This window comes from Nocardia sp. NPDC004568 (assembly GCF_040609955.1).
Taxonomy (GTDB): domain Bacteria; phylum Actinomycetota; class Actinomycetes; order Mycobacteriales; family Mycobacteriaceae; genus Nocardia.
In genome coordinates, this window is the sequence record NZ_JBEXLL010000025.1 from 14,249 (window position 1) to 39,764 (window position 25,516).

At 68.9% G+C, this 25,516-nt stretch carries 24 protein-coding genes; 14 read left to right on the top strand and 10 right to left on the bottom strand.

Features of this window, described 5'->3' with window-relative positions; genetic code table 11:
• Nucleotides 1–3 precede the first annotated feature (3 nt).
• A complete protein-coding gene (locus ABZV91_RS14160) occupies nucleotides 4–1,212 on the top strand; it encodes a CoA transferase (RefSeq protein ID WP_355240480.1) in 1,209 nt (402 codons plus the stop codon).
• Between the two features lie 30 nt (nucleotides 1,213–1,242).
• A complete protein-coding gene (locus ABZV91_RS14165) occupies nucleotides 1,243–2,547 on the top strand; it encodes an MFS transporter (protein WP_355240482.1) in 1,305 nt (434 codons plus the stop codon).
• Between the two features lie 133 nt (nucleotides 2,548–2,680).
• Here the strand turns inward: ABZV91_RS14165 and ABZV91_RS14170 are convergent, their stop codons facing one another.
• A complete protein-coding gene (locus ABZV91_RS14170; protein ID WP_355240485.1) occupies nucleotides 2,681–3,094 on the bottom strand; it encodes a hypothetical protein in 414 nt (137 codons plus the stop codon).
• Nucleotides 3,095–3,249: 155 nt separating this feature from the next.
• On the bottom strand, nucleotides 3,250–4,011 hold the full coding sequence (locus tag ABZV91_RS14175) for a MerR family transcriptional regulator (RefSeq protein WP_355240488.1): 762 nt from the start codon (nucleotides 4,009–4,011) through the stop codon (nucleotides 3,250–3,252).
• Between the two features lie 644 nt (nucleotides 4,012–4,655).
• Between ABZV91_RS14175 and ugpC the strand changes: the two genes are divergently transcribed.
• Nucleotides 4,656–5,729: a sn-glycerol-3-phosphate ABC transporter ATP-binding protein UgpC gene (ugpC, locus tag ABZV91_RS14180; RefSeq protein ID WP_355240491.1), complete on the top strand. Its 1,074-nt coding sequence runs from the start codon at nucleotides 4,656–4,658 to the stop codon at nucleotides 5,727–5,729.
• Nucleotides 5,730–5,873: 144 nt separating this feature from the next.
• Here the strand turns inward: ugpC and ABZV91_RS14185 are convergent, their stop codons facing one another.
• Entirely contained in the window at nucleotides 5,874–6,395 is a 522-nt protein-coding gene (locus ABZV91_RS14185) for a helix-turn-helix domain-containing protein (protein WP_355240494.1), read from the bottom strand.
• Between the two features lie 104 nt (nucleotides 6,396–6,499).
• Between ABZV91_RS14185 and ABZV91_RS14190 the strand changes: the two genes are divergently transcribed.
• The 4 genes from ABZV91_RS14190 (at nucleotide 6,500) to ABZV91_RS14205 (ending at nucleotide 11,212) form a co-directional block, all read left to right on the top strand.
• Entirely contained in the window at nucleotides 6,500–7,669 is a 1,170-nt protein-coding gene (locus ABZV91_RS14190; protein ID WP_355240497.1) for an acetyl-CoA C-acyltransferase, read from the top strand.
• Nucleotides 7,670–7,774: 105 nt separating this feature from the next.
• Nucleotides 7,775–8,749, top strand: coding sequence for an o-succinylbenzoate synthase (locus ABZV91_RS14195; protein WP_355240606.1), 975 nt, complete (start codon nucleotides 7,775–7,777; stop codon nucleotides 8,747–8,749).
• Between the two features lie 371 nt (nucleotides 8,750–9,120).
• The gene (locus tag ABZV91_RS14200) at nucleotides 9,121–9,477 is read left to right on the top strand and encodes a hypothetical protein (protein ID WP_355240500.1); all 357 of its coding nucleotides are present in this window, start codon (nucleotides 9,121–9,123) and stop codon (nucleotides 9,475–9,477) included.
• Nucleotides 9,478–10,096: 619 nt separating this feature from the next.
• Complete coding sequence (locus ABZV91_RS14205) at nucleotides 10,097–11,212, top strand: epoxide hydrolase family protein (protein ID WP_355240503.1); 1,116 nt, start codon at nucleotides 10,097–10,099, stop codon at nucleotides 11,210–11,212.
• A gap of 271 nt (nucleotides 11,213–11,483) precedes the next feature.
• Here the strand turns inward: ABZV91_RS14205 and ABZV91_RS14210 are convergent, their stop codons facing one another.
• Complete coding sequence (locus ABZV91_RS14210) at nucleotides 11,484–12,005, bottom strand: TIGR04338 family metallohydrolase (protein ID WP_355240506.1); 522 nt, start codon at nucleotides 12,003–12,005, stop codon at nucleotides 11,484–11,486.
• A gap of 5 nt (nucleotides 12,006–12,010) precedes the next feature.
• Nucleotides 12,011–12,871: a DUF2786 domain-containing protein gene (locus ABZV91_RS14215; protein WP_355240509.1), complete on the bottom strand. Its 861-nt coding sequence runs from the start codon at nucleotides 12,869–12,871 to the stop codon at nucleotides 12,011–12,013.
• 374 nt (nucleotides 12,872–13,245) lie between these two features.
• Here ABZV91_RS14215 and ABZV91_RS14220 point away from each other — a divergent pair, with 374 nt between their 5' ends.
• The 6 genes from ABZV91_RS14220 (at nucleotide 13,246) to ABZV91_RS14245 (ending at nucleotide 19,983) form a co-directional block, all read left to right on the top strand.
• Nucleotides 13,246–14,529, top strand: coding sequence for an ABC transporter substrate-binding protein (locus ABZV91_RS14220; RefSeq protein WP_355240512.1), 1,284 nt, complete (start codon nucleotides 13,246–13,248; stop codon nucleotides 14,527–14,529).
• Between the two features lie 152 nt (nucleotides 14,530–14,681).
• Nucleotides 14,682–15,608 carry a sugar ABC transporter permease gene (locus tag ABZV91_RS14225; RefSeq protein ID WP_355240609.1) on the top strand — a complete coding sequence of 309 codons (927 nt, stop codon included), beginning with the start codon at nucleotides 14,682–14,684 and terminating at the stop codon, nucleotides 15,606–15,608.
• Nucleotides 15,608–16,492, top strand: a complete 885-nt coding sequence (locus ABZV91_RS14230; RefSeq protein ID WP_355240515.1) for a carbohydrate ABC transporter permease — start codon at nucleotides 15,608–15,610, stop codon at nucleotides 16,490–16,492. The genes ABZV91_RS14225 and ABZV91_RS14230 overlap by 1 nt, the downstream gene beginning before the upstream one ends.
• Nucleotides 16,493–16,554: 62 nt before the next feature.
• Nucleotides 16,555–18,909, top strand: coding sequence for a transglycosylase domain-containing protein (locus ABZV91_RS14235; RefSeq protein WP_355240518.1), 2,355 nt, complete (start codon nucleotides 16,555–16,557; stop codon nucleotides 18,907–18,909).
• Between the two features lie 177 nt (nucleotides 18,910–19,086).
• Entirely contained in the window at nucleotides 19,087–19,548 is a 462-nt protein-coding gene (locus ABZV91_RS14240) for an effector binding domain-containing protein (RefSeq protein WP_355240521.1), read from the top strand.
• A 9-nt stretch (nucleotides 19,549–19,557) separates the two neighbouring features.
• Nucleotides 19,558–19,983, top strand: a complete 426-nt coding sequence (locus tag ABZV91_RS14245; RefSeq protein ID WP_355240524.1) for a GyrI-like domain-containing protein — start codon at nucleotides 19,558–19,560, stop codon at nucleotides 19,981–19,983.
• A gap of 256 nt (nucleotides 19,984–20,239) precedes the next feature.
• Here ABZV91_RS14245 and ABZV91_RS14250 read toward each other — a convergent pair whose 3' ends face one another.
• The 5 genes from ABZV91_RS14250 to ABZV91_RS14270 form a co-directional block, all read right to left on the bottom strand.
• Nucleotides 20,240–20,671 (bottom strand): DoxX family protein, encoded by a 432-nt coding sequence (locus ABZV91_RS14250; RefSeq protein WP_355240527.1) that lies wholly within the window; start codon nucleotides 20,669–20,671, stop codon nucleotides 20,240–20,242.
• 436 nt (nucleotides 20,672–21,107) lie between these two features.
• Entirely contained in the window at nucleotides 21,108–22,199 is a 1,092-nt protein-coding gene (locus ABZV91_RS14255; protein ID WP_355240530.1) for an inositol-3-phosphate synthase, read from the bottom strand.
• Nucleotides 22,192–22,752, bottom strand: a complete 561-nt coding sequence (locus tag ABZV91_RS14260; RefSeq protein ID WP_039827380.1) for a PadR family transcriptional regulator — start codon at nucleotides 22,750–22,752, stop codon at nucleotides 22,192–22,194. Before ABZV91_RS14260 ends, ABZV91_RS14255 begins: the two co-directional genes overlap by 8 nt.
• Nucleotides 22,753–22,908: 156 nt before the next feature.
• Nucleotides 22,909–23,712 carry a DUF1707 domain-containing protein gene (locus ABZV91_RS14265; RefSeq protein ID WP_355240534.1) on the bottom strand — a complete coding sequence of 268 codons (804 nt, stop codon included), beginning with the start codon at nucleotides 23,710–23,712 and terminating at the stop codon, nucleotides 22,909–22,911.
• 11 nt (nucleotides 23,713–23,723) lie between these two features.
• Entirely contained in the window at nucleotides 23,724–24,815 is a 1,092-nt protein-coding gene (locus tag ABZV91_RS14270; protein ID WP_355240537.1) for a DUF1707 domain-containing protein, read from the bottom strand.
• A 238-nt stretch (nucleotides 24,816–25,053) separates the two neighbouring features.
• Here ABZV91_RS14270 and ABZV91_RS14275 point away from each other — a divergent pair, with 238 nt between their 5' ends.
• Entirely contained in the window at nucleotides 25,054–25,512 is a 459-nt protein-coding gene (locus ABZV91_RS14275; protein ID WP_355240540.1) for a DUF5318 family protein, read from the top strand.
• Nucleotides 25,513–25,516: the final 4 nt, after the last annotated feature.

The window sequence follows — 25,516 nt, forward strand, 5'->3', positions numbered from 1 at the left end:
TAGTTGAACGACGAGAAGCAGCCGACCGGACCGCTGCGCGGAATCAAGGTACTGGACGCGTCCACCATCCTGGCCGGACCGTTCGCCGCGCAGATCCTGGGTGATTTCGGCGCCGAGGTCATCAAGATCGAACACCCGCAGAAACCGGACGGGATGCGCGGCCACGGCCTCGACAAGGACGGGATCCCACTGTGGTGGAAGATGGTCGCCCGCAACAAGCAGACGATCACACTGAACCTCGGCACTCCCGACGGTCAGCGGATCTTCCGGGATCTGGCCGCCGAAGCGGATGTGGTGATCGAGAACTTCCGGCCGGGCACCTTCGAACGCTGGGGGCTGTCCTACGCCGAACTCTCGTCCCGTAATCCGGGGCTGATCATGCTGCGTGTCACCGGTTTCGGGCAGCACGGTCCCTACGCGAAACGTCCCGCTTTCGGCACGCTGGTCGAATCGATGAGCGGATTCGCCCACCTGACCGGGCAGCCCGACGGGCCGCCTACGCTGCCGGCCTTCGGGCTCGCCGATTCCATCGCCGGGGTCGCCGGTTCCTCGGCCGTCTCGATGGCGCTGTTCGAACGCGAACGCAACGGCGGCACCGGGCAGGAGGTCGACCTCGACCTGCTCACCCCGATCATGACCGCGGTCGGCCCTGGGGTGATCTACGCCGATCAGCTCGGGATCGACCAGGAGCGGACCGGTAACCGGTCGCAGAACAACGCGCCCCGGAACCTGTACCGCACCAAGGACGACCACTGGGTCGCGATCTCCACCAGCGCCCAGGCCATCGCCGAACGGGTGATGCGGCTGGTGGGGCATGCCGAGGTGATCGACGAGGTATGGTTCGCGACCGGGCGAACCCGCGCCCAGCATGCCGACCTGCTCGACACATACGTCGGCGGCTGGATCGCCGAACGAACCCGTGACGAGGTCACGAGTGCTTTCGAAGAAGCCGGCGCGGCCGTCGCGCCGGTCTACCGTCCGAGCGACCTGCTCACCGATCCGCAGGTCGTCGCCACCGACATGGTCACCACCGTGGAGGACAGCGAGCTCGGCCCCATGCGCATGCAGAACGTGATGTGGCGCATGACTCGATCGCCCGGAGCGATCCGGCACACCGGACGACCCGCCGGTGCCGACACCGACAAGGTCCTCACCCATCTCGGGCGCAGTCCCGAGGACATCGACGACCTGCGGGCACGCGGGGTCATCTGACCCGCGGCAGCTTTATCCGAGGAGTTCGCTATGAAATCGCGTTGGTGGACAATCACCATCATCTTGGGCCTGGTGGTGGTGAATTATGTCGATCGCAGCGCCATCTCGTTCGCAGCAAGCCATCTGCGGGACGAGTTCGGAATCACGACCGGCCAGTACGGCATCATCAGTTCCGCATTCTCGATCGGCTATATGCTTTTCGCCCTGCTCTCGGGGCCGCTGGTCGACCGGTTCGGTTCGCGCCGCGTCCTCATCGCGGGGATGTTCATCTGGGCCACGGCCACCGCGCTGACCCCGTTCGCGGGCGGGTTCATCGGCCTGATCCTGTTGCGGATCATCCTCGGGGCCGGTGAAGCGCCCTGCTTCCCGGCCGCGACCCGGATCGCCAGCCGGTGGTTGCCGGTACAGGAACGCGGTAAGGCGCTCGCCCTCATCGGCGGCGTCGCGGTTTCGGGCAGCCTGCTGGTCGGCGGCCCGATCCTCACCCAGTTGATCGAGCTGGTCAGCTGGAAGGGCATGTTCTTCGTGCTGGCGGTCGCCGGAATCGTCTGGGTGGTCGTGGCGTACCCGTTCCTGAAGAACTCCCCGAGCGAAGCCTCCTTCGTCTCGAAAGAGGAACTGGCCTATATCAAGGCGGGTCAGGCCGACGGTGAGGACAGCGGCCACGAGGAGAAGGTCGACTGGGGCGAGATCCTGCGCAACCGCAACCTGTGGCTCGTCGGACTCGGCTACTTCGCCTGGGGATTCATGTTCTGGGCCTTCATGTACTGGCTCCCCCAGTATCTGGAACACGAATTCGGGCTCTCCATCAAGGAGGTCGGCGGCTTCTCGGTGGCACCGTGGGCGGCCGGTGTGGTCGGCGCGCTCGCCGGCGGCATCCTGGTGGACCGCGTGTACAAACGCACCGAGAGCATCCGGTCGCGCTTCCTCATCATCGGCGTGGCACTGCTGCTCGCCGGTGCCTCGATCGCCCCGATCCTGTTCTTCCCCGGCAACCTCACCGTCGCCCTGATCTGTATCTCCGCGGGTGTCGGCTTCGGTTTCATCACCGGTGGCATCTGGTGGGTGGCCTCGATCGACGCGGCCCCGACCCAGCCCGGTACCGCGGCCGGTTTCGCCGACGCGTGCTTCGCTCTCTCCGGGATCGTGGCCCCGTCGGTGATGGGCTTCATCGTCTCCGAGACCGGCACCTACGACGGTGGCTTCATCGTCATGACGGTCCTGTGCCTCATCGGCGCGGCGGCGATGTTGTTCTTCACCAAGGAACCGGAGCGGCCGGCGAACCCGCGGGTCCGTCCGGGCGAACCGGAGGGCGAACTCACTACCGCGAGTTAGCATCCGCCGGATTCGTCCGGAGTATGCCTGCGACGCACCGTGTAACCCGATGAGGGGGTTACGCGGTGCGGTCGCGTATCACGGCGATCTGCCGCACCACGGCTCCGGCCGGGCCTTCCCGGCCGGAGGCTCTTCACGCGGCGTCGAGGGCCGCGGTGATCTTGCGGGTCATATCCACGAGGGTCGGGGACGGCGCGGCCTTGTGCGGACGGGTGGCCGACTCGACGGCGACGAGGACGGTGCTGCGAAAGTTGTCCGCCTCGGCCGGGTCCCGCTGCTTCAGCAGACTCATGGCCGCGGTCAGGGCCGGCAGTACCTGATCGGCGAGTTCGGCGACATTCTTTCCCTTCAGCGTGATCTCCTTCGCTTTCACATCGGCGAGCACGTGCCCGACCGGGCCGGTCGCCGAGCTCAGGGCGATGGAGCCGTCGGTGGCGGCCTTGTGCGGCGAGCCGCCGGCGATACTGGTGGCGGAGATCAGCGAGACGGCGCCGTAGGCGGCGGTGCGCAGGGTGGCTTTGTCCTGGTCGGTGAAGGTGACGGACATGGTGTTTCTCCTCCGGGAGTTGTGGGCTACCGGCCCGTGCGGCCGGTGACAGTGCCACTTTCACCGGTCCGGCTGATACTGGACTGACGCCGAGCTGATACGCCCACTGACACGGGAATCCGCGCTTCACCGGAGCCGGCCGCCACCCCGGCGGCTCACGCCGGGCCGGACCGCCGATCCTTCACCGACGGCTGCCCGTCCGGTCCGTAGAGCAGCCGGTTCACCTTGACCAGGACGTCGATCTGCGCCCGGTTGTACAGATCCAGCAGCGCCTTGCCGACCGCTTCGGTCGCGCGTTTCTCTCCCACTGGCGAATCGGTGGGCGGGGCAGTGATCTCGGGGTACTCGGAGGTCACCTCGTCCACGTACGGGGCCAGTCGTTCGGCCAGATCCGCACGGGTGGGTTCATCGGCGTCGGCGGGCAGATTGTCGAACTCGGTCATCGCCGGGACGTCGCGCCGGTCGTTCAACAGCCCTCGCAGCGCGCCCAGACCGGATGGGCCCAGCACCCGAGTGAGAATGACGGTGAAGGCGCGGTCGGCGTCGGTCAGTACGGAGGCCGCCGGACCGATATCGGGTGGCAGGTCGGTGGAGCTGCCCTGCCGCAGGATCAGGGCCAGTTCCACCCGGATGCGCTGCAACCGTTCGATTGTCGTGGCCAGTTCGGCATCCAGCGTCTGGAGCGCGTCGCGGGGGAAATCGTCCCCGTCGCCCATTTCGGCGATCTGCGACAACGGTATGCCGAGGTCGGCGAGTCGTTTGATGCGCAGCACCCGCAGCAGATGCGCTACGCCGTAACGCTTGTAACCGTTGGAGGCGCGTTCGGGCTCCGCGAGCAGGCCGATGTCGTGGTAGTGGCGTACCGCCCGCACGCTCGTGCCGGCGAGTTCCGCGAGCTGACGGGTACTCCACGTCATATCCGACTCCTCCGCTACTGTTCCGCCGCCACGACCGCGCCGGCGCGATACCCAGCCTGAACCGTGCCGCAGCGGCACAGTCAAGCGCCCTCACGTTCGTTCGCCGCGGCCTCGAACCCACCGCGCCGAATCGCGGCGACCTTTCGGGTACGCGCGGGAGGAACCGGCCCGCCTTCGGCTTCGGCGTTCGGCTCACGGGCCGGGCCGAGGAGTTCGGCGGCGAGCGGCCGTCATCCGCGGCAGTTGTGAGATGTGCTCCGGCCGACGCCGCCGAGCGCAGCCGCCGCGCCTCGACCCGGGCACGGCACCGGCGGGGTCGTGCCCGCGGTTCTTCCGTTCACGCCGACGACCGCGACCGGCGTACTTCCCGCGCGGCGGTGCGACGCCTCGCGGTCTCGTCGGGTGCGATCCGATGCGTACCCGGCTTCGCCGGTGGCCGTCGATGCACGACCCGCGCCGGGGCCCCGGAGGGTGTCGGCGGGGGTGGACAGTCGGTGCGTTCACTGGCACGATACGCACCGAAAACGTACAGACCATGCGGAGCTCGAGAACACCAGCGGTAGCCTCTGACGCCATGACCACGCACATGTTGCGAATTCGCTCCACTTCGCGTGTTCCAACCGGTGAAGGGAAGTGAACAAGCCGTGGCCACGGTGACCTTCGATCACGCCACCCGGCAGTACCCGGGGGCCAAGACGCCCGCTGTCGATCAGTTGCAACTCGAGATCACCGATGGTGAGTTCCTGGTGCTGGTCGGCCCCTCCGGATGCGGAAAGTCGACTTCGCTGCGCATGCTCGCCGGGCTCGAGGAGGTCTCGGGCGGCCGCATCCTGATCGGCGACCGCGATGTCACCCACAGCGACCCCAAGGATCGCGATATCGCGATGGTCTTCCAGAACTATGCGCTCTACCCGCATATGACGGTGGCCGAGAACATGGGTTTCGCACTGAAACTGGCCAAGGTCGGCAAGGACGAGAAGCAGCGCCGGGTGCTCGAGGCGGCTCGTCTGCTCGATCTGGAACCGCTGCTGGATCGCCTGCCCAAAGCGCTGTCGGGTGGTCAGCGACAGCGCGTGGCCATGGGCCGGGCCATCGTGCGCGACCCGCAGGTCTTCCTGATGGACGAACCGCTGTCCAATCTGGACGCGAAACTACGGGTGCAGACCCGCACCCAGATCGCGCAGCTGCAACGCCGACTGGCGACGACGACCGTCTACGTCACCCACGACCAGGTCGAGGCCATGACCATGGGCGACCGGGTCGCGGTGATGCGGGACGGGCTGCTGCAGCAGTGCGCCGCCCCGCGCGACCTCTACCGGGATCCGGCGAATGTGTTCGTCGCCGGGTTCATGGGATCTCCGGCGATGAACCTGTTCACGCTCCCGGTCGCCGACGGGGCGGTACGGATCGGTGGGTTCTCGCTGCCACTGCCACGATCGGTGGCCGATGCGACGGGCGCGACGGTGACGGTGGGTATCCGCCCCGAGCATCTGGAAGCCGGTGACTCCGGGATCGAGATCGAGGTGGATGTGGTCGAGGAGCTCGGCTCCGACGCCTTCATCTACGGCCGGCCCACCGAGGACACCCAGGGCGCGGACACGATCGTGGCACGTACCGATTGGCGCAACCCGCCGGCGAAGGGCAGCCGGGTGCGTCTGGCGACGGCCCCCGAGCACGTCTACTTCTTCGCGCCCGACGACGGCCGCCGCCTGAACTGAGGCGCGTAGCGCCGGCGATCCGTACACGCCGACGGACGACGAGGACCGGTGCGGCGGGCCCGCTCGGGGCGGCCGTCGAGGCGTGCGCGGAAGTCGATCGAGTGCCCGGGGCGCCGCGGACGACCGGGGTGGTCCGGGTCGCCGCTATGTGTTGCCCGCCGCCGCACTCCCGACCCCCCGCCGGGCCGCGCGCCACTGCTCGTTGAGCCGGACGCGGAGATCGTCCACGCCGATCTCGCGGCCGGATTCGCTGCGCACCTGTACCCGGACCGGGTCCCCGGTGGCCGCCTCGACCAGGTCCAGCGGGGGTGGTCCGGGTTGCAGGTGGGTATTGCCCCACTGCATGAGCGCCAGCACCACGGGTAACAGATCGCGGCCTTTCGCGGTCAGCACGTATTCGTGGCGGGTGCGTTTTCCCTCTTCCCGATACGGCTGCCTGGTGAACAGCCCGGCCTGCGTGAGCTTGCGCAATTGGCCGGCGACCGCGGCGTCGGTGATTCCCACCCGGGCCGCGAAACCGTCGAACCGGGTGGTGCCGTAGTAGGCCTCCCGCAGGATCAGGATCGCCGAGCGGGTGCCGACCACCTCGAGTGCCATCGCGATCGAGCAGTGGTCGGGTTTCCACGAGTCGAGATCGGCCAGGGGGCCTTCCATCACCGCTGCCATGCGCCCATCATATCGACCCTGGGTTGCCTCCAGTGATGCCAGCGCCTAATCTGGCTTTAGATAACTTTAGCCAGGGTTTCGCCCCGGCGGCGGAAGGAATCGATATGCGAGACGCGGTCATCGTCGATGCGGTACGGACCCCCATCGGACGCGGCAAGCCCAACGGCGCCCTGCACGGCATCCACCCGGTGGACCTCATGGCCCACAGCCTCAGCGCGCTGGTCACCCGGACCGGGGTGGACCCGGCCCTCATCGACGATGTGATCGGCGGCGTGGTGAGCCAGGTCGGCGAACAGGGCGTGAACATGACCCGGCGAGCGGCGCTGGCGGCCGGTTTCCCGGAATCGGTCCCGGCCACCACGGTCGACCGCCAGTGCGGCAGCAGCCAGCAGGCCGTCCACTTCGCCGCGCAGGGCGTGCTCGCCGGCGCCTACGACATGGTGGTGGCCACCGGAGTCGAATCCATGAGCCGGGTCCCGATGGGCGCGAGCGCCCGCGGCGCCGACGACATCTCCGGAGTGGGTTTCACCCGGCGGTACCCGGACGGACTGGTCCCGCAGGGCATCAGCGCCGAACTCATCGCCGCGAAATGGGGGCTGAGCCGGGCGCAGCTCGACGAATTCGCGCTGACCAGCCACGAAAAGGCGGCACGGGCCACCAAGAACGGGCAATTCACCGCCGAACTCGCCCCACTGGCGGGGCTCGACACCGACGAGGGCATCCGCACCGGCTCCACCCTCGACACTCTGGCCGGCCTGAAACCCGCCTACTACGACCCGGCCATGGCCGAACGGTTCCCGCAGATCGGCTGGAACATCACCGCGGCGACAGCGAGCCAGATCAGCGACGGCAGCGCCGCCGTGCTCATCACCACCAGCGAACGGGCCCGTGCACTCGGCCTGCGCCCGCTGGCCCGGCTGCACAGTTTCGCGGTGGCCGGAGACGATCCGCTGCTCATGCTGACCGCGGTCATCCCGGCCACCCGCAAGGTCCTGGATCGGGCCGGGCTCACCCTCGCCGATATCGACCTCATCGAGATCAACGAAGCGTTCGCGTCCGTGGTGACGGCCTGGGAACACGACACCGGTGCCGACCCCGAGCGGGTCAATGTCAACGGCGGCGCGATCGCCCTCGGCCATCCGCTCGGCGCCTCCGGGGCCCGGCTGACGACCACCCTCGTTCACGCCATGCACGACCGCGGCGCCCGCTACGGACTGCAGACGATGTGCGAGGCGGGCGGCCTGGCCAACGCCACGATCCTCGAACGACTCTGATCACCGGCGTACGAACCGGGAGGCGGCCCCGCCGCCGCCCGGCCTTCGCCGGCTCGGCCCGGGACACCTGTACGAACCTGGCCTAGTGTGGTTCCGGTGAGCGAACTGCCCCGGATCGACGAGGTGCACGTCTACGCGATCCCGCTGCGGTCCAAGTTCCGCGGGATCACCGTGCGCGAAGGGGTGCTGTTGCGCGGCCCCCGGGGCTGGGGCGAATTCTGCCCGTTCACCGAATACGCCGACCACGAAGCCGGGCACTGGCTGGACACCGCGCTCGAGCAGGTGACCGTCGGCTGGCCGGAACCCCTACGGGACCGGATCCCGGTCAACTGCACGGTTCCCGCCGTCGGACCGGAGCGGGCATTCGATCTCGTCGCCGGATCCGGGTGCCACACGGCGAAGGTGAAGGTCGCCGACCATCCCGGATCGCTGCCGGAGGATCTGGCCCGGGTGGAGGCCGTGCGGTCGGCGCTGGGCCCCGGCGGCGCGATCCGCGTCGATGCCAACGCCGTCTGGGATGTCGCCACCGCCGTCCGGCACATCCGTGAGATCGACCGGGCCGCGGGCGGTCTGGAGTACATCGAGCAACCGTGCCGCACAGTCGAGGAACTCGCCGCCGTACGCCGCCGGGTCGAGGTCCCCGTCGCCGCCGACGAATCCATCCGCCGCGCCGAGGACCCGCTACGGGTGGCGGTGGCCGGTGCCGCCGATATCGCGGTCCTCAAATGCACTCCGCTCGGCGGTGTGCGCCGGGCCCTGCGGGTCGCCGAGGCCGCGGGGCTGCCGTGTGTGATCTCCTCGGCGCTGGAGACCAGCGTCGGGCTGGCCGCGCAACTGGCCCTGGCCGGCGCCCTTCCGGAGCTCGACCACGCGTGCGGCCTCGGCACGGTGAACCTGTTCGAAGGCGATATCGTCGCCGAATCCCTGCGTCCGGTGGATGGTTTCCTACCGGTCCCCCGCACCGCCCCCGAACCGGACCCCGACCTGCTGGAGAAATACCGCCACCCGGATCCGGAACGCACCGAATGGTGGATCGCCCGTCTGCGCCGGCTGCTGGAATCGCGCTACACCGAAGAGTGAGGCCGGCGCCACCCGGCAGTCTCGGCGCCCGGAAACCGGCCGGGCGCCGGGTACCGCCGACACGACCGCCGCCCTGGCACAACGCCGGCGACACCCGTACCGGTCGCTTCCAGCTGTGCGGGCTGCGACACACCGGGGCCGGGAGGGGTGCGCCGACAGCGACAGGGCCGGTCGGTGGGTTCGATGTGACGTGTCCGGGATCGCCTACGATTCCGGACAGCAGGGCGCCGAGGGCCGCGTCCTTCGACCTCGGAGCTTGGGTGCGCGTTGGTGCCGTGCGGCCCCTCTTCTCGTAACGGCGCACGAGGGGCGATCGATGGTCAAGCAACAGTAAACTTGCTCTACGAAGGGGTTCCTGAATGAGAAGGACGATGACCATCACCGCACGGATCGCCGCGGCCGCCGCCCTGGTCTCGGGCTTCACGGCGGTACTCGGCGCCGGTGCGGCCCACGCCGCACCGCAGGACTGTGTCGTCACGCGGGACCTCGTCGGCGCGACAGCGACGTGCCATGACGGCGACGCCCCCGCCGGGCGGGAGTACGCGTTGATCGTCGAGTGTTTCGGCCTGCACGGGATCCCCAATGCCTTCCCGCTCATGGCCATCGGCCCCTACCAGGGGTCGTGGAGTGGGTCCTTCGCTCCTTCCGGTCAGGGCTCGGCATCGTGCCTGGGCCCCATGAGTATCGGGACCACCACGAACGCTCACGTCACGATCTACCGGGACTGATCGAACCCGTGCCCGGCGGTGGTCGGTTACCGCGACCCTGCGTGCCGCCATTCCGCGAAACTCGGCCGTCGCCGCGAGCGGCACCGCGATCGGCGGCGGCCGGCTTGAACGCCGCCGCCTCGGCGGCCCGACTGTTTGCACACTTGGTCACCGGGTCCCGACCGTTGACACGCTCTCCGTCACCGCCGCGAACGGATTCGATTGCGACCTCATCTACAACGAAACCCGCGCGGCCCGCGGTGGCTCGCCCCGCCGTGGCCGCCGATCCGACAGCGGCGGGTCAGACGTTACGGTCGGCCACGGCGCGGCGCGCGACCGGCTCCCGCCCTCGGGCCATGACCCCGGGGGATCGGTCGGACCCACTGCCGTCCACCGTTCCCGAGCTTCTTCGACCAGGCCGACCGATCTGGTCCCCGGCCTTTTCACCGCTTTCGGCGCGTTCTCCGCAGCGGCCCCCCGCCGCACTTGTTGGAGCTACCAACGTCTGATATCGTTGGCCATACCAACAAATCGTGGTGGCCGATCTCGGCGCAGCTCGCCGGCCGCTATCGCCCCCACCGCGGCCGGGTGCGCCCTCTCACCCGTCGGCCATCGACCCACCGCCGCTCAGGAGACCACCGTGCAACCGACCGCCATCGCCCCGTTCACCATCGATATTCCCCGGGCCGACCTCGACGACCTGGCCGATCGGCTCGCCCGCACCCGCTGGCCCAACGAGATCACCGGTGCCGGAACGGATTACGGCTTCCCGCTGGCCCGGCTGCGGGAGCTCGCCGAGTACTGGCGCACCGAATACGACTGGCGCGCCCACGAGGCCGAACTCAACGAACTCCCGCACTTCACCACCGAAATCGAGGGACAGAACATCCACTTCGTCCATGTCCGGTCGGCGCGACCGGAGGCGCTACCGCTGATCCTCACCCACGGCTGGCCCGGTTCGTTCCTGGAATTCCTCGACGTGATCGAACCGCTCTCCCGCGATTTCCATCTCGTGATCCCGTCCATTCCGGGCTTCGGTTTCTCCGGGCCCACCCACGAGCGCGGCTGGGACGCCACCCGGGTGGCGGGCGCCTGGGCCGAACTGATGCGCCGCCTCGGGTACGAACGCTACGGTGCGCAGGGCGGCGATTTCGGTTCCGGCATCTCCCAGGCGCTCGGCGCGCTCGCGCCCGAACACGTCGTCGGAGTGCATGTCAACTATCTACCGACGCGGCCCGATCCCGCCGCCGACCTGGAGCTGTCCGAATCGGATCGAGCCCGGCTCGCCAAGGTGCAGCACCTGATGGCGAATCGGCCCCCGTACCAGGCACTGCAGGCCACCGCCCCGCAGACCATCGGGTACGCGCTGACCGACTCACCGGTCGGTCAGCTGGCCTGGATCGCGGAGCGCTTCGCCCAGTGGACCGACCCCCGCACACCGGTCGCCGATGAACGGATGCTCACCGATGTCTCGCTGTACTGGTTGACCGCCACCGCGGCGTCCTCGGCCCGCCTGACCCGCGAGACCACCCGGGGGGCGACGCCGTGCCCGGTGCCGCTCGGGGTGGCGGTGTTCGCCCACGACATCACCCAGTCGGTGCGACCACTGGCCGAACGGCTCTACGACATCAGGCACTGGTCGGAGTTCGACCGCGGCGGCCACTTCGCCGCCATGGAAGTCCCCGAACTGCTCGCCGCGGACATCCGGGCCTTCTTCCTCACCGGCCTCCGGGCCGGTCCGGACGCGGAGCGCTGAATCCGGTATGGAACTGCGGGCCGCGGTCGGTCCGAGTCGACCATCCACTCACCGACCGGGCCGACAGACCGGCCCCCGCTCGTGGGCGGTCGCGAGGTGCATCGACCGGGGCACCGGATACCTCGCCACCGGTCGGCGGCGCCGGATCGTGGGCGCCGGCCACACGACCGTACGAGGATGCGAGCATTTGTCGCGCGATGGTCCCCTACCTCCGGAGCCCACCCGCCGAACCCGAAGCTCGGGAGGGACGTCCGGGTCGTCGCGACGCGGCTCAGCCCAACCGCACGCCCGAGTCGTGAAAGGTGAGGCGCAACAGCAGCCCCGCCTCCGGACCGATCACCCCGTCGGCCAATTCCACATAGCGCGTACAGAATTCGGGCCCGTGCGCGGCCACCGCCTCCGGCCGTGCTTCGAGGTGGTGTGCCAATTCGTGCAGTACGACCAGCTCTCGCATTGCCCACGCGGTCCGGCCTCGCGCCGAGTTCTCCGCCCGGAGAGGTACCGCCAGCAGGGCGTTCCCGGATTCGTAATGCGCGGAGTCATTTCCGGCGCGAGCACGCACCCGGATCGGCACACCCGCCCGCTCCCAGGCGGCCACGACCCAGCCGAGGGCGAGTACTCGGTCGCAGTACTGCTGCACCGATTCCACCGAGGCGAATTTCCGCTCCACCGGCAAGGTCAGCCGCGACCCGTGCACTTCGACGGTGCGCTGCCCGAACTCCGCGGCCCGGTCGAAGACCGAGCGCACCAACTGCTCGGCGTCGTACACCCTGGCACGCTGTGTATCCCGCACGGCGGTTACCCCGGGAGCTGCCCGCGCGCCCCGTCCAGTTCCCGCGCCGGTCCGAGCCGGGCCGCCCGCCCGGCCCGGTCTCCCGCGCGCCGGGCGTCCGGAGCGTAACCAGTGGAGGTGCGCGGCCCGCGCCAGGTGCCGCGCGCGTCCGAATTACGGGTGTAGAAATCGGCGAGTTCGAGTTCCTTGCCGCGCAGGGCCAGCGCTGTTTCCGCCGCCCGGTCCGCCTCGCCCGGCTCGACGGTCCGGGTATCGCGGCCGGTCGCGGACCGTTCGACCTCCGCTCTGGCCTCGGCGAGCCGGATCCCGATGCGTTCGGCGAACGCCAGCTGGAAATTCAGCCTGGCCGTCACACCCGCCACCGGGACCCGCACCACTCGGCGGACCCGGCGCCCGGCCCGGCGCTCGGTGACGACCTTCTCCATGGTCGCGGCCCGATGGTCGCCGGACTCGAGGTACCGGCCCGATGCCCGCACCATCTGCACCAGCAGGCTGGAGTAGAGCGCTTCGCAGACGGCGATATCCGCCGCGAACCCGTAGGCGTAGACCTGGGTCGAGGTACGGGTTACATCGCAGCGCACATCGTTGGCGGCCGCGATGGCCACGAACAGCTGCACATAGGTGCGCAGGCCCTTGCGGCCGGGTTCGCCTATGGGGATCATCCGCTGGATCAGCGCGGTGGACCGCTCCCGGTCCCGGGTGTGTGCCCGCGCCACCGCCAGGTCGATCGAGGACCGGGTGGCCAGCCGCTGTGCCGCCGCCAGGAACGCTTCCGCCTCGTGCTCGTTGTCGGTGGACTCGGCTTTGCGCAGCAGTCCGCCGATCCTGGTGAGCAGGCGATCGGAGACTGCGCTGGCGGAGGACATCGGGCATCAGCTTAATGGGCCCGGCCGACCGGAGCCCGTCCCCGGCCAGGGTGCGCCCGATCCGGTGCCGGCCGGGTCGCGCCCGCCCCGATCACACACAGGTGCCGCGAACGGTGCGGTACGCCCCGATCCGCCGGCCGGGCGCAACCGCCCCCGTCTCTACGGCCCGAATACCGGCCGCGGTACGCCCACCAGTCGTTATGTCCGCGAACGTGTCGGCCGGGCGGCCCGTGGGCCCGCGCGGATCGCGACCGGGCGCGGCGTGGGCGCGCGAGCTTCCGCTCACTTCGATGCGGGAGTATCCGACACCGAGCGTGCACACCATGTATGTTGCGTTGTGCTGCCGCTCACTGTGTCGACCCTGGAGTTCCGCGATGGCTTTCAAGAAGGCGCCGTCTCTACGTGCCGCGCTCGTCCTATGGCCGATCGCGCTGCTGACCGTGACCTTTGCCACCGCCTGCAACACCAGCGACACCGACGAGCAGCTCGGCATGAACCAGGACGGGCGCGGCCCGATCACCTACGTCGAGGGTAAGGACACCACCGAGACCGGTGCGGTCAAGCAGGTCATCGACCGCTGGAACGCCACCCACCCCGACGAGCAGGTGACCTTCAAGGAACAGTCCAACGACGCCACGGCCCAGTACGACGATCTGGTCGAGCACATGCGCGCGAAATCGGCCGACTACGACGTGGTCGCCCTGGACGTGCCGTGGACCGCGGAGTTCGCCGCCAAGGGCTGGATCCAGCCCTTGGAGGACCAGTTCGCCATCGACACCTCGCCGCTGCTCTCGCCGCCGGTGGCCAGCGCCACCTACAACGGCACCCTGTACGCCGCGCCCCGCAACACCAACGGCGGCCTGCTGTTCTACCGCAAGGATCTGGTGCCCAACGCGCCGGTCACCTGGGCCGAGATGCGCGCCGGCTGCCCGCTGGCGCGGGACAACCAGATCGGCTGCTACGCGGGCCAGTTCGCGCCCTACGAGGGCCTGACGGTGAACACCGCCGAGGTGATCAACGCGTTCGGCGGAACCTTCGTCGGCACCGACGGCCGCACCCCGACCGTCAACAGCCCGGAGTCGCGGGCCGGGCTCGAGCAGCTGGTCGACGCCTTCCGGGTCGGCGACATCCCCCGTGAGGCCATCACCTTCCAGGAACCCACGAGCGGTGCCGCGTTCACCCAGGGCAAGCTCATGTTCCTGCGCAGCTGGCCCTCCACCTACGGTGACGCCTCCTCGGAGGCCTCGGCGGTCAAGGACAAGTTCGGGGTCGCGCCGCTGCCCGGCGACACCGGGATCGGTGCCTCCACTCTCGGTGGCTACAACGCCGCGATCAGCGCGTATTCCGAGAACAAGGCCACGGCACTGGATTTCCTGAAATTCCTGATCAGCGAGGAAGCCCAGCACATCATCGCCTCCGGCGCGCTGCCGTCGGTGCGGGCCTCGATCTACGACGATCCGGCGCTCATCGCCAAGATGCCGTACCTGCCCGCCTTGAAGGATTCCATCGCCAGCGCGGTCCCCCGACCGGTCACACCGTTCTATCCGGCGGTGTCCAAAGCCATTCAGGACAACGCATATGCTGCCCTGACCGGAACCAAGTCCGTGAACGACGCGATCATCGGCATGCAGAAGGGCATCGAGACGGCCGGATCGTAGAAATTGTTCAACCGGACCCGGCGAGCCCGTAGGAGAGAGTAACGGTGTCGGATCCTTCCGGAACGGTCGCGCAGGCGGCGGTCCGTACAGAAAAGCCCGCGAACGCGACCAACGATCGCGGGACGTCCAGCAGGCTTCGCGACGAAGTCCGTATGTCGGGCCGGGCGTGGCTGTTCGTCGCGCCGGTGCTGATAGCGCTCACCGTGGTGATCGGTTATCCGGTGCTGCGGGCGCTGTGGATGTCGTTCACCTACGACGACCGGCTCGACGAGACGACCGGCCGCTTCGTCGAGAGCGGCGAGAGCACCTTCTACAACTACCTCCACTGGATCCTCGGCCAATGCCAGGTCACCACCGGCGGCGTCACCGAATGCCCCACCGGGAATCTGGGTGCCGAGTTCTGGGGAGCCGTCGGCGTCACGCTGTTCTTCGCGGTTGTCACGGTGACACTGGAGGTGGCGATCGGGCTCGGTATGGCCATCGTCATGGGCAAAACCTTCAAGGGCCGGGCGCTGCTGCGCGCGGCGGTGCTGATCCCGTGGGCGATCCCGACCGCGGTGACGGCCCGGCTCTGGGAGTTCATGTTCCAGTACGACGGTGTGGTCAACACCGTGTTCGGCACCGAGATCCTGTGGACCTCCGACGCCTGGCCGGCCCGTTTCGCGGTGATCGCCGCCGATGTGTGGAAGACGGCGCCGTTCGTGGCGCTGCTGCTGCTGGCCGGCCTGCAGATCATCCCCGACGACGTCTACGAGGCGGCCCGGGTGGACGGCGCCTCGGCCTGGCAGCGCTTCACCCAGATCACCATGCCGCTGCTCAAACCGGCGCTGCTGGTCGCGGTGCTCTTCCGCACCATGGACGCGCTGCGCATGTACGACCTGCCCGCCATCATGACCAACAATCTCCCGGCCACCCGGACGCTGTCGATCCTGGTCGTCGAACAGACACGACAGGGACCCAACAGCGCGGCCGCACTGTCGACGATCACCTTCCTGTTGATCTTCGCGGCGGCCTTCGTCCTGGTGAAGGTATTGGGTGCGAACGCGGTGCGGACGCAGGAAGAACAGCGGAAGGCGTGATGGCCGCGGTGACAACTCAGCAACTCGGTACCGCCCGACCCGCGGCGTCGTGGCGGCGCAGGCTCGGCTCGGCCCGGATCTATGTGGGCGCCCTGATCGTGCTCCTGTGGGGACTGGGCCCGTTCTACTGGATGGCGGTGACCGCCTTCCGCGATCCCGACCACACCTTCGATCCCACGCCGTGGCCCACGCACGTCACCCTGGACAACTTCCGGGACGCGTTCGACACCAGCCGGGGTAACAATTTCGCCCACGCGCTGCTCAACAGCGTGATCATCGGCGCGGCCAGCACCGCGATCGCCCTGGTCATCGGGATCATGGCCGCCTACGCGCTGGCCCGGCTCACCTTCAAGGGCCGCTACCTGGTGTCCGGAGTGATCCTGAGCGCGTCGATGTTCCCGGTGGTCGTGCTGGTGACCCCGCTGTTCCAGCTGTTCACCGATATCGGCTGGATCGGCGAGTACCAGGCGCTGATCCTGCCGAATATTTCCTTCGTGCTGCCGCTGACCGTCTACATCCTGGCCTCGTTCTTCGCCGAACTGCCGTGGGAGCTCGAGGAGGCCGCCCGTATCGACGGCGCCACCAAGGTGCAGGCGTTCCGGCTGGTGATGCTGCCGCTGGCCGCGCCGGCCGTGTTCACCACCGCGATCCTGGCCTTCATCGCGGCGGTCAACGAATACCTGCTCGCCCGGGTGCTCTCCGGCAGCGAGACGGAGCCGGTGACGGTGGCCATCGCCCGGTTCTCCGGAAACAATCCCCTGGTCCCGCCCTACGGCGCGATCATGGCGGCGGGCACGCTGGTGACCGTGCCGCTGGTGATTCTGGTACTGGTGTTCCAGCGACGGATCATTTCCGGGCTCACGGCGGGCGGGGTCAAAAGCTGATCTCTGGGTATCCTGAGATCTGGCGGTGGTGCGCCTGAGTTTTTCCGACGCTCCGAGAGGAGATGATCGTGAGCTCGTTCCGTTCTCGACGTGGCCGCAACACTCCCCAGCCACCGCAGTACCCCTCGATAGCCGGTTGGAAAGAACTCGACGCGGACGACTCCGGGCCGCGTCCCCGTCCGCCCCGTCCGCCCAGATATATCCGCCCACACCGGACCCGCGGGCAGCGGATCCGGCATCTGGTGCTGTGGCTCTTCACCATCCTGGTCGCCATCCCGACGCTGCTGATCGGCCTGGTGTACTGGAGCGCGGAGATCCCGGCCGCCGGGACGGTACCGGTCGACCAGACGGCCACCATCACGGCCTCCGACGGTTCCACCGTGCTGGCGAAGGTCGTGCCGCCCGAGGGCAACCGCACCCCCGTACCGCTGTCGGACGTGCCCCGGCACGTCCGTGAGGCGGTCCTCTCCGCGGAGGACCGCAACTTCTACGACAACCCTGGTTTCTCGACGTCGGGTCTGCTGCGTGCGGTCCGCGACAACGTGCTGGGCCGGGCGAACGCCGGCGGCGGTTCCACCATCACCCAGCAGTACGTGAAGAACGCTTTCCTCGGCTCCGAGCGCACGGTCAGCCGCAAGGTGCACGAGCTCATCATCTCCTCGAAGATGGCCAAGGAGTGGAGCAAGGACGATATCCTCGGCGCCTACCTGAACACCATCTACTTCGGTCGCGGCGCCTACGGGATCGCCGCCGCCGCCCAGGCCTACTTCGGTAAACCGGTTCCCGAACTGACCGTCGCCGAGGGGGCGGTCCTGGCCGCGCTCATCCGCTCACCGTCCGGGCTGGACCCGCAGACCCGGCTGCCCCAGCTGCTGCAACGCTGGAACTACGTGCTCAACGGAATGGTCGAGATGGACGCGCTCGCCCCGGGGGAGCGCGACGCGATCGTCTTCCCACCGACGATCCCGCCGCCCGCCCCCGAGGATGTCAACACCACCCGCGGCCCGGAAGGTCATATCAAGACCCAGGTGCTGCGTGAACTGGCCGATGCCGGGATCTCCGATCAGGAGCTGAACACCGGCGCCCTGCGGATCACCACGACCATCGACGCGAAGGCCCAGCAGGCCGCGACCGCCGCGGCGACCGGGGCTCTCGACGGCCGGCCGCCGGAGCTGCGGACCGCGGTGACCTCCATCGATCCGCGGTCCGGCGCGGTCCGCGCGTACTACGGCGGCGCCGACGGTATCGGATACGACTTCGCCCAGGCCCCGCTGCAGACCGGATCGGCGTTCAAGACCTTCGCGGTGCTCGCGGCGCTACAGCAGGGCATCCCGTTGTCGCGGGCTTTCGACAGCGCCCCCGTGGACGTCAACGGGGTCCTGGTGCGCAATGTCGAGAACGAATCCTGCGGTGTCTGCAGTGTGAGCGAGGCCTTCAAACGCTCGCTCAACACCAGTTTCTACCGGCTCACCCTCGCCATGAACAACGGTCCCCAGGCGATCGCCGACGCCGCCCACCAGGCCGGGATCCCGCAGGACATCCCGGGTGTCCCGGGACAGTCGCTCACCGAACTGGGCGCGCCGCCCATGCCCTCCATCGTGCTCGGCACCTATCTGGTGCGGCCCATCGATATGGCCTCGGCCTACGCCACCATCGCCGGTGAGGGCCGCTACCACCAGCCGTACTTCGTGCAGCGCGTGGTGCGCGGGGACGGCCGCGTCCTGCTGGACCGCGGCGGCGATCCGGGGCAACGCACCGGCGCCCAGCCGCCACCGTCGGAGCAGCGGATACCGCAGACCATCGCCGCGCAGACAGCCACGGCCATGCTGCCCATCGCCGCGTACTCCAACGGCCACGCGCTCAACGGCCGCCCCTCCGCCGCGAAGACGGGGACCACCCAGCTGGGGGACACCGGGCAGAACAAGGACGCCTGGATGGTCGGTTTCACCCCGTCGCTGTCCACCGCGGTCTGGGTCGGCACCGACGCGAACCTTCCGATCGTCACCGCCGGCGGCGGCCGCATCTACGGTTCCGGGCTGCCCTCCGATATCTGGAAACAGACCATGGACGGCGCCCTGGTCGACACTCCGGCCGAGCAGATCGGGACACCGGCCCCGAACTCTTCGCCGGTCGTACCGGCCGCCCCACAGCAGCCCGCACGCAACCCCTACGACATCCTCAACCCGCCACCCCCGCAGCAGCCGCAACCACAGCAGCAGCCCACGCAGCAGCAACCCTTCATCGTCATACCGCCGGCCTCCGAACCGTATGTCCCCGAACCCGAACCCGAATACGAACTCGAGGCGCCCGCACCCCCGCCCGTCGAAGCGCCCGCGCCGGCCCCGCCGGCGCAACCTCCGCCGCCGGCCCCGCGCGTGGTCGAAATCCTGCCCGGGGTAACGATCCCCGTACCGTGATCGACGGATTCCGGTCGTGATCCCACCGAAGGAACGGTCGGCATGGCAGCATCGTTGGCCAGAGTGAGATGTCGCCCATCCGACCGACCGGCACGGGCCGACGCCCGGGCCGGGACGGGAGTGCGGGAGGATATGCGCTGGAGCGACGACGTATGACGAGACATAGGGGCTACGCCGGTGGAATTCAATGTCGTTGACCGCCCGGAAACGCTGGTGGCGGGAATGGTGCTACGCAGCCCGGCACTCGCCGTGGAAGGACCGCGCCGCACCAGAGTCGAAGAAGCCTGGAAACGTACGCTGGGCCGACCCTTACCCGGCCACCCCGCCAGCGCCTTCGTCGATCACGCCCCGGAGATCAATTCCTATCTCACCCATATCATCGGCTATCGCTGCCACAGCCTCGACGATCTACTTCCCGGCGATGTCCTCGCCCGGATCCCCGCCGGCCGCTACGCCCGCTTCACCCTCAGCGGCGACGATCTCGGCGAGACGATCGTGACCCTGTGGCGGGCGATCTGGGACGCCGAGGCCGCCGGCCGGTTGATCCGTTCCTATACCGGTGACTACGAGCGCTACCCCGACGAGCACACCGTGGAAGTATTCGTGGCAATGGCGGCAGACGATGCGGCGAGCAGGTAGGAAGCAGCAGTGGACTTCGAAATTGTCGAACTCGGCGAAAGCCTGGTGGCCGGGCTCACCATTCCGCTGGCCGGCCGGGAAGTGACCGCCCGCGACCTCGACCTGGTGAACTTCACCTGGGACCGCTACCTGTCCCGGGAGAAGAACGTTCCCCGGGTCGCCGCTTACATCGGCCAAGAGGATCACGCGGTGGCGGTACTCGGCTACGAGATCGAGACGATGGCCGACCTGGATCCGGGCGATGTCCTCACTCGGGTGCCGACCGGCCGCTACGCGAAATTCGTGGTCACCGAGAAGCCCTACGACCTGCTCCGCACGGCGTGGGCGAGGGTCCGGGAAGCCGAGAAGGCGGGCACGATAACCCGGTCCCACACCGCCGAGCTGGAACGCTACACCGGACCGACCTCCGTAGAGGTCTACGTCTCGCTGGACTGAATCCGCCCGGCCGGCTCTCCGGAGGCGCGGGACCGGCGCAGGCCGCGGTGGGTGGCGATCCCCCGGGACCCGGCCATGGCGATTCGACGCGGCACCCGAACACGACGACGGCCATTCGTCGCGGCACCCGCGCCGGGATGCCGCACCGAATGGCCGTTCGATCGATCGCCGCCGACCCGACCGGCGATCGATCCGCGAGCGCGCGAACGGCGATCGGTGGTCGGGCCACCGATCGCCGGTCGTGCTCATCGTTTCGTCATCGCGTGAGCGTGTCGCGCAGTTCGGTGAGGGTGGCGCGGCGCTCGTAGGCGATCCAGGTGAAGATCGCGGCGAGCGCCAGCGGGAATATCGCCATCGCGGGCTTGTCGGCGATGAAGGCCTGGGTGCCGGCGGCGAGCACGGTGAGCACGGTCAGGCCCGCGGCGGCGAGGGCCGTGAGGCGTGGCACCATCAGGCCGATACCGCCCGCGACCTCGGCGACACCGATAAAGATGAGCAACGCGAAGGGGATGGTCAGGTTCTCGGGTGCGTTGTCGGTGAGGGCACCCGGTATCACGAGTTTCGGCCCGCCGGAGGCGATGACGAAGAACAGGCCGAGCAGAATCTGCAGGGTCCACAGCACGCGATGGCGGATCTTGCCGGGGCGGTGGGGAGCGGCGGCGGAGAAGTCGGCGGTGGTGGTGGTCATGTCCGGTCCTTCGGGTCGGTCGCGCCGGGTCGGTGGCGCGTTCAACCGATAAGACGGGGCATTGCCGCGGGATTCATCGCGGGTCCCGGAAATTCTTCGGGCGCGGCGGCGCCGGATCACGGCTCGGGCCCACACCTCCGCCACCGGCGCGAACCCACCCGCGGGGAGCGATCGCTGCCCAGCGGCTGCCCGGGCGCCCGGTCGGGGGTGGGATCGATATAAGGGATATCCGGGTCGGGCGGTAGACCGCTTCGGCGTCCGTGCACACCGTGGCCGGCGATCTCCGAGCGGTATCGGCGGTGTCGGTCCCGGCCGGGTGGATCGGCCTCCCGCGGCTGCCACACCGCCGGTGTGGGATCCGCCCCCGGAAGGCGACCGAGCCGCGAGAACAGAGCAGCGGCCGTCGGGCGTCCGGCGGCCGCTGCTCCGAAACCGATTACGCGTCGATGATGAACGCCTCGAGCTGCGCCCGGGCGATATCGTCGGCCAGCTGCTTCGGCGGGGATTTCATCAGGTACGCCGACGCCGGGATCACCGGGCCGCCGATACCACGGTCCTTGGCGATCTTCGCGGCACGGACCGCGTCGATGATGATGCCGGCCGAGTTGGGCGAGTCCCACACCTCGAGCTTGTACTCCAGGTTCAGCGGCACATCACCGAAGGCGCGGCCTTCGAGGCGGACGTAGGCCCATTTGCGGTCGTCGAGCCAGCCGACGTGATCGGAGGGGCCGATGTGCACATCGCCGGCGCCCATTTCCTTCTTCAAGTTGCTGGTGACGGCCTGGGTCTTGGAGATCTTCTTCGATTCCAGGCGTTCGCGCTCGAGCATGTTCTTGAAGTCCATATTGCCGCCGACGTTCAGCTGCATGGTGCGGTCGAGCTGGACTCCGCGGTCCTCGAACAGTTTGGCCATCACACGGTGGGTGATGGTGGCGCCGACCTGGCTCTTGATGTCGTCACCGACGATCGGCACGCCCGCGGCGCGGAACTTCTCGGCCCATTCCGGATCCGAGGCGATGAACACCGGCAGCGCGTTGACGAACGCCACGCCGGCGTCGATCGCGCACTGGGCGTAGAACTTGTCGGCTTCCTCGGACCCGACCGGCAGGTACGAGACCAGGACGTCCGCCTCGGCGTCCTTCAACGCCTTGACCACGTCGACCGGCTCGGCCTCGGCGAGTTCGATGGTCTCGGCGTAATACTTGCCGATGCCGTCGAGGGTGGGGCCGCGCTGAACCGTGACACCCAGCGGCGGGACATCGGAGATCTTGATGGTGTTGTTCTCGCTGGCGAAGATCGCCTCGGACAGGTCGAAGCCGACCTTCTTGGCGTCCACGTCGAAGGCGGCCACGAACTGCACGTCCCGCACGTGGTACTCGCCGAACCGCACGTGCATCAGTCCGGGCACCGTTGTGGAATCGTCGGCATCCCGGTAGTACTGCACGCCCTGGACGAGCGAAGAGGCGCAGTTGCCCACACCTACGATGGCGACGCGAACACTGGACTTGTTGGTGTCTCCACTACTCATGGCCGGTATTTCCCTCTTTCTGTGGTGCCGCCTTCGTCGATTGCTCCGCCGCAATCAACTCGTTGAGCCAGCGCACTTCGCGCTCGCTTGATTCGAGTCCGAGTTGATGGAGTTGGCGGGTGTAGCGATCCAGCGATCCGCTCGCCCTCTTGATCGCTTCCCGCAGCCCCTCTCGGCGCTCCTCGACCTGACGCCGCCTGCCCTCCAGGATCCGCATCCGCGCTTCCGCGGGGGTGCGGCTGAAGAAGGCGAGGTGGACGCCGAAGCCGTCATCGGTGTAGTTCTGCGGACCCGTATCGGCCAGGAGGTCGTTGAAACGCTCCCGGCCCGCCGGGGTCAGCTGGTAGACCCGCCGGGCCCGGCGGGTCGTGGACAGTCCCTCGGGTACTTCCTCCGCGATCAGTCCATCCGCCCGCATGCGCTTCAAGGTCGGATACAGCGACCCGTAGGAAAAAGCCCGAAACGCCCCGAGCAGACCGGTGAGCCGCTTCTTCAGCTCGTAGCCGTGCATGGGCGATTCCAGGAGCAGCCCGAGGATTGCCAGTTCGAGCAACGGGCTTCACCCCCTGACTTCCGTACAGACCTAACCAATGGATGCGATTACCCACTATATCGGAGCGATATAACAACGCATAGTTCTGCGCGGGCAGGAACGCATCAGCGCAGGTCAGAGTGAGAGCAGAGCTCGCCGGGGGCGCGGCGCGGGCGGTCAGTCGACCGGGTGGACTTCCTGCGGTGTGCCGTCCAGGGCGAGCTGCACCGTCCCGGTGCGGTCGCCCCCGTCACCGACGTAGACATCGATCACCGGCGCGGCCGCCTCGGGTGCGATGAGCTCGTAGCCGATACCGAGATGGCCGACCTTTCCGTCGGGCAGCCTCACCGTCGCCGGCGCCCCGGCCAGGACCGCGGCCACGGCGGGCAGGTCGATATCGGCGAGATCGATCGGGCGCCCCTCCGAATAGCTCGACGGGCCCGAGGTCTCGGGGGTGAACTCCGCGCCGTCGAACTCGTAGGCCTTCTCCTCGCCCCGGTCCAAGCGCTGGAAGAGGATCCGGTCGGGGAAGACCGTCGCCGCGTCGATGATCGTGTCACCGAACTCCCGCCGGTAGCTGTCGACGAAAAGAGCCAGGCCGCTGCCGGTGGTCAGATCCGCGGCGGCCTCCTCCACGGCCGCTTCGGTGGCGGCGGCCTCCGCGCCCCCGGCATCCTCGGACCGGGCCAGGCCCACCACCGCGCCGAGGGCCGCGGCCGCCGTCAGCAGCGCGACAGGCAACCACCAGGGGCGGGCCGGGCGGTCCCGATTCAGGATCGCGGCACCGGCCAGCTCACCGGGGATCTGCAGGTCCGCGATGAGGGCGTCCAGTTCGGCGGTGTACTTCGCCCGCATCGCCGACCGCGTGCGCGCGCTGTGCTCGCCGGAGGAGAGCTGCCCGTCCGCCGCGGCCGCGTCCAGCAGCGCGCACACCTCGACCCGGTCGCTGTCACGTGCCCGGACCTGTTCTCTTCTCGCCACGGTCGCTTCCTCTAACCATCGAAAGGCCACACCCTCAGCACCTCACCGGCGGGGCTGAGGACGAACCACCCGGATTCGTCGAAGGTGTTGTTCACATGGATGCTCACCGCCGGGCGGCCCGCGAGCGGATCGAAGGAGAAGACCTCCAACTCGATCATCGAGACGACCCCGTCGGGCACCCGGGTGGTGACCGCGGCGGTACCGGCGGCCGCGGCGATCGCGGCGGTGTCGACCGCGGCCAGGTCGACGGTGGGGGTATCGGCCGGACGGGTGGTCGGATCGCTGTCCTGATGGAAACCGCCGCGATAGGTGTAGGTCACCTTCCGGTTCGGCTGTCCCGGCAGCGCGCGGGTCACCCGGGCGTGGGCCGGGTAGAGCGTGATCTCGTCGGCGACCGTATCACCGAATTCGGTCCGGTAGCGGTCGATGAAATGCGCCAGGCCGTCGCCGGTCACCAGGTCCGGGGTGGGGATGACCAGCGGTTCGACATCGTTCAGGGCGGCATACGGCACGGGCGCGGCGGGCGCGGCGGCCCCCGGAGGTGGCGCGGGGGCCGGCTCGGCCTCGCGGTGGACGAGCGCAAAGGCGCCGAACGCCACCGCGAGCGCCGCCGCACTCAGCACCGCGAAGTACTTTCCCTGCCCACCGGAGCGAGCCGGCGGGCGCGCGGCGGGGGTGGGCCGCGCACCTTGGAGATCGGCGGTGAGTTCGGCGAGATCCCCCAGAGTGACGGCGGCGGCGAGCAGTTCGGCGCGGGCACGGTACTCGTCCTCCGCGAGCTGGCCCTCGCCGAAAGCCCGACTCAGCACCTCGCCGGCGGCATCGCGGTCGGCGGTGCGGGCGCGGGTACCGGGCGAGTACCCGGAGGCCGGCCCGGAACCCGCGGCGCGCTCGCGGCGGACGCGCCGGGCGGCCGGCGTCTGCAGATCCGCGACCAGCTCGGACAGTTCGCCCAGCGTTTTCGCGGCCCGGGCCGCGGCGAGGCGGTCGTGGTACTCGCCGGCGCCGAGCTGCCCCTCGGCATAGGCGGCGTCGAGCACAGTCGCGGTTTCGGCGCGGTCGATATCACGCGCGCGCAGACGACCGGGTATGACCGTGGACACCCCCGAATCGTACGGTGAGAGCGGCTTCCCGTGGGTTCGCACGGATCACCCTTCCTACGGCGGTAACCGGGAGGGCATCGGCCGGGACAGATGGCACACATGCGCCAACTCGCCCGCCCATCCGGCGCGCGACCCGCCACCGTCGACCCGCCACGAACGCGCACTCCGGGAATCCGCGGAGCACCGGGCCGGCTCGCGGACATCCGAACCGCGCCCGTCCGGCGGAGGTACGAATCCAATGCGGCCGTGGGCGGCGCCAATACATCACCGCTACTCTGGGAGCGTGCGAATACAGCGGCAAGTGGTCGACTATGCGCTCCGGCGCAAGTCGCTGCTGGCTGACGTCTATGCGGGCCGTGTCGATGTCGCCGAGGTATGTGACGCCAATCCCTACCTCCTGCGTGCGGCCAAATTTCACGGCCGGGGGAGCGAGGTCACATGCCCTATCTGCCGGAAGGAACAACTCACCCTCGTATCCTGGGTCTACGGCGACGGCCTGGGGCCGGTCGCGGGTTCCGCGCGCAGCCCGGAAGAGCTGGTACGCCTGGCCGAGGCCCGAGAGGAATTCTCGGTTCATGTGGTCGAGGTGTGCCGGACATGCAGCTGGAATCACCTGGTGCAGTCCTATGTGCTCGGGAAGACGCCGCAGGGCCGGCGTTCCGGTTCCCGGGTGAACCGGCGCACCGCCGCGGAATGAGACC